Source organism: Micromonospora sp. LOL_021, from assembly GCF_048060215.1.
GTDB lineage: Bacteria > Actinomycetota > Actinomycetes > Mycobacteriales > Micromonosporaceae > Micromonospora_E.
The window spans coordinates 211,370-223,736 of sequence record NZ_JBHMIN010000003.1 but is presented as its reverse complement, the minus strand read 5'-3'; the positions used below and the strand labels follow the sequence as shown (position 1 = coordinate 223,736).

The window sequence follows — 12,367 nt, the reverse complement described above, 5'->3', positions numbered from 1 at the left end:
GGCCCGACCAACGGAGGATGCGCGTTGATTGAGCAGCCGACCGTTCTCGCCGCGGAGTTCCCTCCCGGCGTGGATGCCTTCGACTTCCGCAGCCTGATCCCCGGGTTGGACGGCACCGCCTGGGCGGCCGCCTTCACCAAGATCACGCTGCTGCTCTGGATCGCCGCCGCACTGGTGATGATCTTCTTCCTGGTTACCTACCGCAGCCCGAAGCTGGTGCCGACCAAGGGTCAGTGGCTGGCCGAGTCGGTGTACGGCATGGTGCGCGACAACATTGCCCGGGACGTCATCGGCCGGGACGGGGTGCGGTTCGCGCCCTACCTGACGGTGCTGTTCTGCTTCATCCTGCTGAACAACCTCTGGGGCATCGTCCCGTTCGCCCAGATCTCCCCGATGTCGCACATCGCTTTCCCGATGGTGTTGGCCTTGGTCAGCTGGCTGCTCTACATCGGCCACGGCATCGCCAAGTGGGGCTTCGTCGGTTACGTCAAGCACGTCTGCTGGGTCTCCGGCGCGCCGCTGTGGGTGCAGCCGATCCTGGTGCCGATCGAGTTCGTCTCGAACCTGATCCTGCGGCCCGTCACGCTGTCGGTCCGACTTTTCGCCAACATGTTCGCCGGCCACATGATCCTGCTGGTCTTCACCCTCGGCGGCGTGGCGCTGTTCCAGGCCGACAGCCTGTTCATCAAGCCCATCGCGGTGCTGAGCTGGGGCATGGCGATCGTGATGACCTTCTTCGAGTTCGGCATCATGGTTCTCCAGGCGTACGTGTTCACCCTGCTCAGCGCGACCTATCTGCAGCACTCCCTGGCCGAGTCGCACTGATTCCGCCTCCCTCGACCGATACACGTCCACGGGTCAGCCGCGTGGACGACAACTGAACATTCACCTAAACGTGCGCGTGACGGACACGCGTTCAACGCAGGAGGAAAACAACCATGGAGATCACCGGCAGCCTGAACGCCATCGGCTACGGCATCGCCGCCCTCGGCCCCGGTATCGGCGTTGGTCTGGTGTTCGCCGCCTACATCCAGGCGACCGCCCGCCAGCCGGAGAGCGCCGGCCTGACCCGGGTCTACATGTTCATGGGCTTCGCCGTGATCGAGGCGCTCGCCCTGCTCGGTCTGGTGCTCGCGTTCGCGCTCAACTGACCGGCCGGCATCCGGTGAGCCGACGGGCTCGCCGCGTCTGACTCGGTGACCGGTTGCGCGAGCGCCGGTCCGGGCGAAGGGAAGTGTCCATGTACGAAGAAGTCACGTACATCGCCGCGGAAGAGGGTGGGAACATCCTGCTCCCGCCGCTGTCCGAGATCATCGTCGGCCTGATCGCCTTCGGTCTGCTCGTCGCCGTACTGCTGAAGTTCGTGTTCCCGCGGATGGAAGCGATGTACCAGGCGCGGGTCGAGGCGATCGAGGGCGGCATCAAGCGGGCCGAGGCCGCCCAGGCCGAGGCGAACCAGCTGCTGGAGCAGTACAAGGCCCAGCTGGCCGAGGCGCGTACCGACGCGGCCCGCATCCGCGACGACGCCCGGGCCGACGCCGAAGGGATCCGGCAGGACATCCTCGCCAAGGCGCGGGAGGAGTCCGACCGGATCATCGCGGCCGGTAAGGAGCAACTCGCCGCCGAGCGGCAGACCATCATCCGGGAACTGCGCGCCGAGGTCGGCACGCTCGCGGTCGACCTGGCCGGCCGGATCGTCGGGGACGCGCTCGCCGACGAGGCCCGCCGTAAGGGCACCGTCGAGCGGTTCATGGCCGACCTGGAGAACGCGGGGGCCCGCTGATGCAGTCCGCCACCAGCCGGGAGTCCTACGCCGCGGTGACCGAGCGACTGGTCGGCTACGTCGCCGGTGCCGCCCCGACGGCGGTCGCGACCACGGCCGACGAGATCCTCTCGGTGGCCGACCTGCTGCGCCGTCAGCCCCGGCTGCGGCGGGCGCTGGCCGACCCGGCCCGGCCCGCCGACGACCGGACCGGGCTGCTGCGCGGCCTGTTCGAAGGAAAGACCGGCGCGGACAGCCTCGACCTGCTCGACGCGGTCGTCGCAGCCCGCTGGTCGGCGCCGTCGGAGCTGCTCGACGCCACCGAGCGACTCGGCGTCGACACGGCACTGGCCGGTGCCGAGTCGGCCGGCGAGCTGGCCGAGGTGGAGGACGAGCTGTTCCGATTCGGCAAGATCATCGACGGCGACCCGCAGCTGGGTGCCGTGGTCGGTGACGTCGCCGTGCCGGCCGACCGGCGGGTCGAACTGGTCCGCACGCTGCTCACCGGAAAGGCGCTGCCGGCCACGGTGCGCCTCGCCGAGCAGGCGGTCCGGGGCTTCGGCGGGCGATCCGTCGGTGCCGGGCTGGGCCGGCTGGTCGAGCTGGCCGCCGCCCGGCGGGACCGTCAGGTCGCGCACGTCACGGTCGCCGCACCACTGACCCAGCCCGAGGAGCAGCGGCTGGGCGCCACGTTGGCCGAGATGTACGGTCGGGAGGTATCCGTCAAGTTGACGGTCGACCCCGCCGTACTCGGCGGGATGAGCGTACGGATCGGTTCCGACCTGTACGACGGCACCGTTCGGCGCCGCCTCATCGACACTCGCAAGGCGCTCGCCGGGCGCTGATTCAGTCCATGCCGTTCCGGGTTCATCCGGGCCACTAGACATAGAGGAAGCAGAGGATGGCCGAGCTGACCATCTCGTCGGACGAGATCCGTGGTGCCCTAGAACGCTACGTCTCCTCCTACACGCCGGAGCTGTCTCGTGAAGAGGTCGGCACCGTGGCGGACGCCGGGGACGGCATCGCCCACGTCGAGGGCCTGCCCTCGGCGATGGCGAACGAACTGCTGGAATTCGAGGACGGCACGCTGGGCGTGGCGTTGAACCTCGACGTACGTGACATCGGTGTGGTCGTCCTGGGCGACTACGCCGGCATCGAGGAGGGTCAGCGCGTCAAGCGCACCGGCCGGGTGCTCTCCGTCCCGGTCGGCGACGCCTTCCTGGGCCGGGTGGTGAGCGCGCTCGGTGAGCCGATCGACGGCCTCGGTGACATCGCCAACGACGGCTTCCGCGAGCTGGAGCTGCAGGCGCCGAACGTGATGGCCCGCCAGTCGGTGTCCGAGCCGCTGCAGACCGGTATCAAGGCGATCGACGCGATGACCCCGATCGGTCGCGGCCAGCGACAGCTGATCATCGGCGACCGCAAGACCGGTAAGACCACCGTCGCGCTGGACACGATCCTCAACCAGCGGGCCAACTGGGAGTCCGGCGACCCGGCCAAGCAGGTGCGCTGCATCTACGTGGCGATCGGGCAGAAGGCCTCCACCATCGCCTCGATCAAGGGCGTGCTGGAGGAGCACGGCGCGATGGAGTACACCACCATCGTCGCCTCACCCGCCTCCGACCCGGCAGGCTTCAAGTACATCGCTCCGTACACCGGGTCGTCGATCGGCCAGCACTGGATGTACGCCGGCAAGCACGTACTGATCGTCTTCGACGACCTGAGCAAGCAGGCCGAGGCGTACCGCGCGGTGTCGCTGCTGCTGCGCCGTCCGCCGGGCCGTGAGGCGTACCCGGGTGACGTCTTCTACCTGCACTCCCGGCTGCTGGAGCGGTGCGCGAAGCTCTCCGACGAGCTGGGCGGCGGCTCGCTGACCGGTCTGCCGATCATCGAGACCAAGGCCAACGACATCTCGGCCTTCATCCCGACCAACGTCATCTCGATCACCGACGGGCAGATCTTCCTGGAGACCGACCTGTTCAACCAGGGCCAGCGGCCGGCGATCAACGTCGGTACGTCGGTCTCCCGGGTCGGTGGCGCCGCGCAGGTCAAGCCGATGAGGAAGGTCGCCGGCCGGCTGCGGCTGGACCTGGCCCAGTACCGCGAGCTGGAGGCGTTCTCCGCGCTCGCCTCCGACCTGGACAAGGCGTCGCGTAACCAGTTGGAGCGCGGTGGCCGGCTGGTGGAGCTGCTCAAGCAGCCGAACTACTCGCCGTTCCCGGTGCAGGAGCAGGTCGTCGCGGTCTGGGCCGGCACCGAGGGCAAGCTTGACGACATCCCGGTCGGTGACGTCCGGCGATTTGAGATCGAGTTTCTGGAGTACCTGCGGCACTCGCACAAGGGCACGCTGGACTCGATCGCCGCGCTCAACTGGGACGACGAGATCATCGCGACGCTGTCCGACGCGGTCGAGAAGTTCAAGCAGATGTTCCTGTCCAAGGACCCGGCGCCGGTGGTCAACGAGGCGCCGGCCGAGGCCCTGGAGGGCGAGCAGGAACGCGAGAGCGTCACCCGGTACGTCGCCGACGCCGACGCCGAGAAGGAATAGGGCGGTTCCGGATGCCAGCGCAGGTTCGGGTACTCCGCCAGCGGATTCGCTCGGCGAAGTCGATGAAGAAGATCACCAAGGCGATGGAGCTCGTAGCGACGAGTCGGGTCGCCAAGGCCCAGGCGCGGGTGGCGGCCTCGCTGCCGTACGCCAACGCGATCACCGGTGTGCTCACCGCGCTGGCCTCCAATGCCTCGGTCGATCACCCGCTGCTGACCGCACGTCCGAAGGTGCGGCGGGCCGGCGTGCTCGTGGTCACCAGTGACCGGGGCCTGGCCGGCGGGTACAGCACCAACGCGATCAAGACCGCGGAGTCGCTGATCGAGCGGCTGAAGGCCGACGGCAAGGAACCGGTGCTGTACGTGATCGGCCGCAAGGGCGTCTCGTACTACCGGTTCCGTAACCGGCCGATCGAAGCGAGCTGGACCGGCTTCTCCGAGCAGCCCGGCTTCGCCGACGCCCGGGAGGTCGGCCAGACGCTGATCGCGGCGTTCCAGCGCGGCGCGGACGACACCGACGGCGGCGGGGCCGACCAGGTGCTCGGGGTGGACGAGTTGCACATCGTCTCCACCGAGTTCAAGTCGCTGATGACGCAGACCCCGGTGCCCCGGATCCTCGGCCCGATGGAGGTCAAGGACGAGCCGAGGGACGCCGCTGGGGTGCTGCCGGCGTACGAGTTCGAGCCGAACGCCGAGGCGCTGCTCGACGCGTTGCTGCCGAAGTACATCAACACCCGGATCTACGCGGCACTGGTCGAATCGGCGGCGAGCGAGTCGGCGGCCCGACGGCGGGCGATGAAGAGCGCCACCGACAACGCCGAGGAAATGATCGAGAAGTACACGCGGCTAATGAACTCGGCGCGTCAGGCCGGGATCACCCAGGAGATCAGCGAGATCGTCGGCGGCGCCAACGCGCTCGCGGCGGCGGGAAGTGAAGTGTGATGACTGCCTCTGTAGAAACCCAGGCAACCGGAGCGACCGCATCGGCTACCGGCCGCGTGGTCCGGGTCATCGGCCCGGTCGTCGACGCCGAGTTCCCGCGCGACGCGATGCCCGACATCTTCAACGCCCTGCACGTGGACGTCGCGCTTGCCGGCGGCGAGCGGACTTTGACCCTCGAGGTCGCCCAGCACCTCGGCGACAACGTGATCCGGGCCATCTCGATGCAGCCGACCGACGGCATGGTCCGGGGCGCGGAGGTCCGCGACACAGGTTCGCCGATCATGGTGCCGGTCGGTGACGGCATCAAGGGCCGGGTGTTCAACACCATCGGTGAGTGCCTCAACCTTGCCGAGGGCGAGACGCTGCAGGTGACCGAGCGCCGGTCGATCCACCAGAAGGCGCCGGCGTTCGCCGACCTGGAGCCGAAGACCGAGATGCTGGAGACCGGCATCAAGGTGCTCGACCTGCTCGCCCCGTACGTCAAGGGCGGCAAGATCGGCCTGTTCGGCGGTGCCGGCGTGGGCAAGACGGTGCTCATCCAGGAGATGATCATCCGGGTCGCGAACAACTTCGGTGGTACGTCGGTCTTCGCCGGCGTCGGGGAGCGGACCCGTGAGGGTAACGACCTGATCCACGAGATGACCGAGTCCGGCGTCATCGACAAGACCGCGTTGGTCTACGGCCAGATGGACGAGCCGCCGGGTACCCGGTTGCGGGTCGCGCTCGCCGCGCTGACCATGGCCGAGTACTTCCGGGACGTGCAGAAGCAGGAAGTGCTGCTGTTCATCGACAACATCTTCCGGTTCACCCAGGCCGGTTCCGAGGTCTCCACGCTGCTCGGCCGGATGCCGTCCGCGGTGGGCTACCAGCCCACCCTGGCCGACGAGATGGGCGAGCTGCAGGAGCGGATCACCTCGGTCCGGGGCCAGGCGATCACCTCGATGCAGGCGATCTACGTGCCCGCCGACGACTACACCGACCCGGCGCCGGCCACCACCTTCGCCCACCTGGACGCCACTACCAACCTGGAGCGGTCCATCTCCGACAAGGGCATCTACCCGGCGGTGGACCCGCTGGCGTCCTCGTCGCGGATCCTCGCCCCGGAGTTCGTCGGCCAGGAGCACTACGCGGTGGCCTCCGAGGTGAAGCGGATCCTGCAGAAGTACAAGGACCTGCAGGACATCATCGCCATCCTCGGTATGGAGGAGCTCTCCGAGGAAGACAAGATCACCGTCTCCCGGGCCCGCCGGATCGAGCGGTTCCTGTCGCAGAACACCTACGCGGCCGAGGTCTTCACCGGCATCAAGGGTTCGTACGTGCCGGTGAAGGACACCATCGAAGCCTTCCGCAAGATCAGTGAAGGGGAGTACGACCACTTCCCTGAGCAGGCCTTCTTCATGTGCGGTGGGCTCGACGACCTGGAGCGCAACGCCCAGGAGCTGATGAAGGGCTGACGACGGCGAAGCCGTCGGCCTGGAGGAAGGGCTGACCCGCTCTGCGCCTGACGAGCGCCCCGCCATCGCGGCGGGGCGCTCGTCGCGTTTCACCCGACGCCCGTGGCGTCTCACTCGACGCCCGCGTCGTTTCACCCGACGCTCACCTGTGGCCCGCGTTTGTCGGCAACCGGCCGGGGTACCCGACCGGCTCTGCGGGGGACGGGGGTCGGAGCATGACGCAACCGGATCGGACCCGGGCGCACCCACCGAGGCTGAGCCGTCCGGAACGGCTGGCGTTGCTCGCCGTACTCGTCGGTCTGCTTCTCGCCGGTGGGGCCGTGGTGGCGCTGAGCCGCACCGTCGCCGACCGGTACGCGGCGGCCGTACCCACCGCGGACCTGTTCGGTGACGTCGGCGTCGGTGCCGGTGCGGACACCGGCCCGGACGACCGGCTCACCGGCCCGGTCAACCTGCTGGTGGCCGGCATCGACCGGCCGACCGACCAGCCGGAGAAGGTGCCCCGGGCCGACACCGTGCTGCTGGTGCACGTGCCGAGCGGGCTGTCCCGGGCGTACCTGATCTCGCTGCCCCGGGACCTGTTGGTGGACGTCCCGGCGTTCGGTGTCAGCGGCCACCCGGGCGGCGTCGACCGGATCAACTCCGCGATGGCGTACGGCAGCCGGGTGCCCGGTGCCGAGTACCCGGATCCGGTGACCGGATTTCAACTGCTCGCGGCGACGGTCTCGGCCCGCACCGGGATCGACCGGTTCGACGCCGGTGTGATCGTCAACTTCGCTGGCCTGGAACGTCTGGTTGACGCGGTCGGCGGGGTACGGATGACCATCGACGTCGACGTGCGTTCGGCGCACCGCCAACCGGACGGCCGGCCGCGTCCGGGCAATCCCGACGGCACCGGCTACGTCGGTCCGCAGGCCGAGTACAAGCAGGGGGAACAGCGGCTCAGCGGCTGGCAGGCGTTGGACTACGTCCGGCAGCGGGACAGCCTGCCGGACGGCGACTACGGCCGGCAGCGGCACCAACGGCAGCTGGTCCGGGCGTTGGCCGAGCAAGTGATCAGCCGGGACCTGATCACCGAACCGGGCCGGTTGACCGCGGTGCTGGAGGCCGCCGGTGAGGCGGTGGTGGTGGGCACCCGGGGCCGGTCGCTGGTCGACTTCGCGTTGGCGCTGCGCCAACTGCGGGCCGACGACATCGTCATGCTGGACCTGCCGGGCGTCGCCGTCACCGACCCGGTCGGCGGGTACCAGGGGGAGCGGTTCACCGACAACGCCGACGAATGCCTCGCCGCGTTGCGAGCCGGCACTCTCGACCAGTTCGTGTTGACCCGTCCTGAACTGGTCAATCGCGAAAAGTAACGGGTGGCCGGGCGGGCACCCGGCTGGGAGTCCGCGCATCGCCCCGATTAAACTCGGGTGGTCCTCGCCATCAAAGGAGTCCGCGTTGGCCAAGCAACTGCACGTCGAACTCGTCGCCGTCGAGGAGATGGTCTGGTCCGGTGAGGCAGAGATGGTGATCGCCCGCACCACCGAGGGCGAGCTCGGCGTACTGCCCGGCCACGCCCCGATGCTCGGCCAGCTCGCCGAGCCCGGCCAGGTACGGATCACGCTGCCGGGGCGGGAGCAGCTCGCTTACGATGTCGCCGGCGGGTTCCTCTCGGTGACCACCAACGGAGTGACGATCCTCGCGGAGGAAGCCGCTCCGGCCGCCCCCGCTACCGCATCCGGACACTGAGCGGGCCGCGTCGATGTCGACCATCCAATGGTTCGGGATCGGCGTACTGATCCTGCTCGCCGCGATCCTGGTGCTGTTCGTCCGGCGGGCGCTGGTCGTCCGGGTGCGCGGCACCATCAAGTTGAGCTTCCGGGTCTCCACCATGGTTGACGGCCGTGGCTGGTCGTCCGGATTCGGCCGGTTCGCCGGTGATGAGCTGCGCTGGTACCGGATGTTCAGTTTCGCGCTGCGACCCAAACGTGTGCTGTCCCGGCACGGCCTGGCCGTGGAGAGCCGGCGCAGCCCGCGAGGGCAGGAGCGGCTCGCGTTGCCGCACGACTGGGTGATCCTGCGGTGCACCAGCCACCACGCGCCGGTCGAGATCGCCATGGCGGAGTCGACGGTCACCGGCTTCAGCTCCTGGCTAGAGGCGAGCCTGCCGGGCGGGAGTTCGCGCAGCCTCGCCGCCTGACCGCTCAAGGAGCATCGGGCGTCGACCCGTCGGCGACGAGCTCCACCTCGTAGCCGTACCGGTCGGCCAGGTACCCGGCGTAGGTGTCCGGCCCGCCCGCGTACGGATGCCGGTCGGCGAACAGCAGTGACCACCCGTGGGCCGGCGCCGCCGCGACCAGCTGGTCCACCCGCTGTCTGGGCCCGGCGTGGAACGCGACGTGGTTCAGCCCCGGCGCGCACCGGTCGTGCCGCCGGTTGCTGAGCGCCGGGGACTCCTCCAACACCAGGTACGTCGTGCCGTAGCGCCAGGAACGGCCGGCCGGCCAACGCTGGTACGGCTGCCAGCCAAGTTCACCCAGCAGCCAGGACCAGCCCGGTTCAGCCCCGGACAGATCGGGTACCCACAGCTCCACGTGGTGCAGTCCGGCCATCGGCTGATTCGCGATCTTGTCGAGATCAGCGCCCGCCGCCCGGTTTCCACAGCACGTCGCCGTCCGGGTTTGCGGTTCTGGACAAGATGAACAGCAGATCCGAGAGACGATTGAGATACTTTGCCGGAAGAGCACTAGTTCGTTCCGGTTCGTGGGTTATCAGCGCCCATGCCGAACGCTCGGCCCGCCGGGCGACGGTACGGGCCACGTGCAGCAGCGCGGCACCGGGGGTACCGCCTGGCAGGACGAAGGAGTCGAGCTTGGCCAGCCGTGAGTTGTGCTCGTCGCACCACCCCTCCAACCGGGTGATGTACGCCTCGGTCACCCGCAGTGGCGGGTACGCCGGCTCCGGCTCGACCGGGGTGGCCAGGTCGGCGCCGACGTCGAACAGGTCGTTCTGGATCTGCCCGAGCATCCCGCGCAGCGTCTCGTCGAGATCGCCGAGGGCAAGGGCGACGCCGAGCGCGGCGTTGCATTCGTCGACGTCGGCGTACGCGCAGATGCGCGGGTCGGTCTTGGCGACCTGTTCGTTGTTGCTCAACCTGGTCGTGCCGGTGTCCCCGGCCTTTGTGTAGATGCGGGTGAGGTGGACGGCCATGAGCGACAGGGTACGGATTCTCAGCCGCGCCGGCAGCGCCACCGTCGAGCCAGCTCTGCTGCCGGCCGCGTCCGGAGACGTCATCCGGGTCGGCGGCGGTAGCCGGCTCGCCGGGACGGTGCCGGTGGAGGGCGCGAAGAACTCGGCGTTGAAACTGATGGCGGCGGCGTTGCTGGCACCGGGCCGGACCGTGATCGGCAACGTGCCGCGGATCACCGACATCGCCATCATGGCCGACGTGCTGCGCGGACTCGGCTGCGAGGTCACCATGAGCGAGTCCGACCCGCTGCCGGTTGCCGGACCGTCGTTGGCCGCCGGTATGCGGCCGGTTGCCGGCTCGCCCCGCGCCGACACGGTGATCATCGACGTGCCGCCGGCACCCAGCTGTCAGCCCGACGTCGATCTGGTCCGCCGGCTGCGGGCGTCGATCTGCGTACTCGGCCCGCTGCTCGCCCGGTGCGGACGCGTCACAGTCGCCCAACCGGGCGGGGACGCGATCGGCTCGCGGGGGCTCGACATGCACGTGGCCGGCCTGGCCCGGATGGGCGCCGAGATCTCCGCCGCCGACGGGCTGGTCGTCGCCTCGGCCGCCCGGGGCCTGCACGGCGCGACGATCTGGCTGGACTTCCCGAGCGTCGGCGCCACCGAGAACCTGGTGATGGCGGCGGTGCTGGCCGACGGGATCACCGAGATCGACAACGCGGCCCGCGAGCCGGAGATCGTCGACATCTGTGCGATGCTCACCGAGATGGGCGCCCAGATTGACGGCGCCGGCACCGCCACCCTGCGGATCGAGGGCGTGCCGGAGCTGCGGCCGGTCCGCCACTCCACCATCGGCGACCGGATCGTCGCCGGCACCTGGGCGTTCGCCGCCGCGATGACCCGCGGCGACGTCACGGTACGCGGCGTCGACCCGTCGTTCCTGGCGGTCGCCCTCGACAAGGTGGCGGCCTCCGGGGCCACCGTCGACACCACCGGCGACGGTTTCCGGGTACGCATGGAGCGCCGGCCGAGGGCGGTGGATGTGGTCACTCTGCCGTTCCCCGGCTTCGCCACCGACCTGCTGCCGATGGCGATCGGCCTGGCCTCGGTCAGCGAGGGGGCGTCACTGGTCACCGAGAACATCTTCGACGGCCGGTTCCAGTTCGTCGACGAACTGCTGCGGCTGGGCGCGGACATCAGGACTGACGGCCATCACGCGGTGGTACGCGGCCGGGAACGGCTGGTCGGCGGCCGGGTCCGGGCGACCGACATCCGGGCCGGGGCCGGGCTGGTGATCGCCGGGCTCTGCGCCGAAGGGGTGACCGAGATCGCCGACGTGCACCACATCGACCGGGGCTACCCGAACTACGTGGCCGACCTGTGCTCGCTCGGCGTTCAGGTGCAGCGGCTGGGCGGGTCGGCGGCGGGCTGACCGCTGGGTGTGCCGTAAGGCCAGCGGCCGACCGCCCCTACCGGGTTAGCGATCGTTCAGGCGCGCCGGATAAGCTGCCAGCTGGCACATCCGGTCGAGGCGCGTGGACGAGGAGATGCAGAGATGGCAGGTCAGCTGGCAGTGATCGGCGCGGGGTTGATGGGCTCGGGCATCGCCCAGGTTGCCGCCCAGGCGGGCTGGCGGGTCATCCTGCGCGACCTGGACGACGCGGCGACCTCCCGGGGCGTCGCCGGCATCCGCCAGTCCCTGGACAAGTTCGCCGGCAAGGGCGTGATCAGCGCCGATGACGTCGAATCGACGATGGGCCGGATCACCACCACCACCGAGCTGGAGGCAGCGGCCGACGCGGACGTGGTCGTCGAGGCCGTCTTCGAGCGCATCGAGATCAAGCACGAGGTGTTCCGGGCACTCGACAAGATCTGCAAGGCGGACGCGGTGCTGGCCACCAACACGTCGGCGATCCCGGTGACCCAGATCGCCGCGGTCACCGAACGCCCCGAATCGGTGGTCGGTACCCACTTCTTCTCCCCAGTGCCGATGATGAAACTGTGCGAGCTGGTCCGCGGCTACAAGACCTCGGACGCGACGCTGGCCACCGCGAAGGCGTTCGCCGAGGAGATCGGCAAGACCTGCGTGGTGGTCAACCGGGACATCGCCGGCTTCGTCACCACCCGGCTGATCGCCGCGCTGGTCGTCGAGGCGGTCAAGCTCGTCGAGTCCGGCGTGGTCTCCGCCGAGGATCTCGACACCGCCTGCAGGCTCGGCTTCGGTCACGCGATGGGGCCGCTGGCCACTACCGACCTGACCGGCGCGGACGTGTTGCTGCACGCGGCGAAGAACATCTACGCTGACACCGCCGACGAGAAGTTCTTCCCGCCGGAGCTGCTGCAGCGCATGGTCACCGCCGGCGACCTGGGCCGCAAGACCGGCCAGGGCTTCTACAGCTACTGACCTCGACGCCAGATCCGGCAGGCTGAGGCTGACATCGCCGCTGGCCACGGCGTCGACGCTGACGAACTACTGCGCCAGCTT

The 12,367-nt window shown here is 69.3% G+C and carries 14 protein-coding genes; 12 read left to right on the top strand and 2 right to left on the bottom strand.

The window, feature by feature from the left end; translation table 11 throughout:
* Positions 1–24: 24 nt before the first annotated feature.
* From atpB to ACFHWT_RS04635, 10 genes are all read left to right on the top strand, one after another.
* A complete protein-coding gene (gene atpB / locus ACFHWT_RS04680) occupies positions 25–825 on the top strand; it encodes a F0F1 ATP synthase subunit A (protein WP_282232106.1) in 801 nt (266 codons plus the stop codon).
* 113 nt (positions 826–938) lie between these two features.
* Entirely contained in the window at positions 939–1,151 is a 213-nt protein-coding gene (gene atpE, locus ACFHWT_RS04675) for an ATP synthase F0 subunit C (protein WP_123603394.1), read from the top strand.
* An 89-nt stretch (positions 1,152–1,240) separates the two neighbouring features.
* Positions 1,241–1,783, top strand: coding sequence for a F0F1 ATP synthase subunit B (locus ACFHWT_RS04670; RefSeq protein ID WP_278171188.1), 543 nt, complete (start codon positions 1,241–1,243; stop codon positions 1,781–1,783).
* Positions 1,783–2,607 (top strand): F0F1 ATP synthase subunit delta, encoded by an 825-nt coding sequence (locus ACFHWT_RS04665; protein WP_281551366.1) that lies wholly within the window; start codon positions 1,783–1,785, stop codon positions 2,605–2,607. Before ACFHWT_RS04670 ends, ACFHWT_RS04665 begins: the two co-directional genes overlap by 1 nt.
* Before the next feature lie 56 nt (positions 2,608–2,663).
* On the top strand, positions 2,664–4,310 hold the full coding sequence (gene atpA / locus ACFHWT_RS04660; RefSeq protein WP_416593312.1) for a F0F1 ATP synthase subunit alpha: 1,647 nt from the start codon (positions 2,664–2,666) through the stop codon (positions 4,308–4,310).
* 11 nt (positions 4,311–4,321) lie between these two features.
* A complete protein-coding gene (locus ACFHWT_RS04655; RefSeq protein ID WP_282232102.1) occupies positions 4,322–5,251 on the top strand; it encodes a F0F1 ATP synthase subunit gamma in 930 nt (309 codons plus the stop codon).
* Positions 5,251–6,705 (top strand): F0F1 ATP synthase subunit beta, encoded by a 1,455-nt coding sequence (gene atpD, locus ACFHWT_RS04650; RefSeq protein ID WP_278171181.1) that lies wholly within the window; start codon positions 5,251–5,253, stop codon positions 6,703–6,705. Before ACFHWT_RS04655 ends, atpD begins: the two co-directional genes overlap by 1 nt.
* Positions 6,706–6,920: 215 nt before the next feature.
* Positions 6,921–8,063, top strand: a complete 1,143-nt coding sequence (locus ACFHWT_RS04645; protein ID WP_416593311.1) for an LCP family protein — start codon at positions 6,921–6,923, stop codon at positions 8,061–8,063.
* An 85-nt stretch (positions 8,064–8,148) separates the two neighbouring features.
* Positions 8,149–8,439 (top strand): F0F1 ATP synthase subunit epsilon, encoded by a 291-nt coding sequence (locus ACFHWT_RS04640; RefSeq protein WP_416593310.1) that lies wholly within the window; start codon positions 8,149–8,151, stop codon positions 8,437–8,439.
* A gap of 13 nt (positions 8,440–8,452) precedes the next feature.
* Positions 8,453–8,890: a DUF2550 domain-containing protein gene (locus ACFHWT_RS04635; protein ID WP_278171179.1), complete on the top strand. Its 438-nt coding sequence runs from the start codon at positions 8,453–8,455 to the stop codon at positions 8,888–8,890.
* Between the two features lie 4 nt (positions 8,891–8,894).
* On the opposite strand, the gene ACFHWT_RS04630 is transcribed toward ACFHWT_RS04635, so the two are convergent.
* Together ACFHWT_RS04630 and ACFHWT_RS04625 are read right to left on the bottom strand one after the other, a co-directional pair.
* Positions 8,895–9,302, bottom strand: a complete 408-nt coding sequence (locus ACFHWT_RS04630; RefSeq protein ID WP_416593308.1) for a VOC family protein — start codon at positions 9,300–9,302, stop codon at positions 8,895–8,897.
* A gap of 25 nt (positions 9,303–9,327) precedes the next feature.
* Positions 9,328–9,900, bottom strand: a complete 573-nt coding sequence (locus tag ACFHWT_RS04625; protein WP_416593307.1) for a cob(I)yrinic acid a,c-diamide adenosyltransferase — start codon at positions 9,898–9,900, stop codon at positions 9,328–9,330.
* Here ACFHWT_RS04625 and murA point away from each other — a divergent pair.
* Together murA and ACFHWT_RS04615 are read left to right on the top strand one after the other, a co-directional pair.
* A complete protein-coding gene (gene murA, locus ACFHWT_RS04620) occupies positions 9,899–11,314 on the top strand; it encodes a UDP-N-acetylglucosamine 1-carboxyvinyltransferase (RefSeq protein ID WP_416593306.1) in 1,416 nt (471 codons plus the stop codon). The two genes, ACFHWT_RS04625 and murA, sit on opposite strands and share 2 nt — an antisense overlap.
* A 123-nt stretch (positions 11,315–11,437) precedes the next feature.
* Complete coding sequence (locus tag ACFHWT_RS04615; protein WP_416593305.1) at positions 11,438–12,286, top strand: 3-hydroxyacyl-CoA dehydrogenase family protein; 849 nt, start codon at positions 11,438–11,440, stop codon at positions 12,284–12,286.
* Positions 12,287–12,367 lie beyond the last annotated feature (81 nt).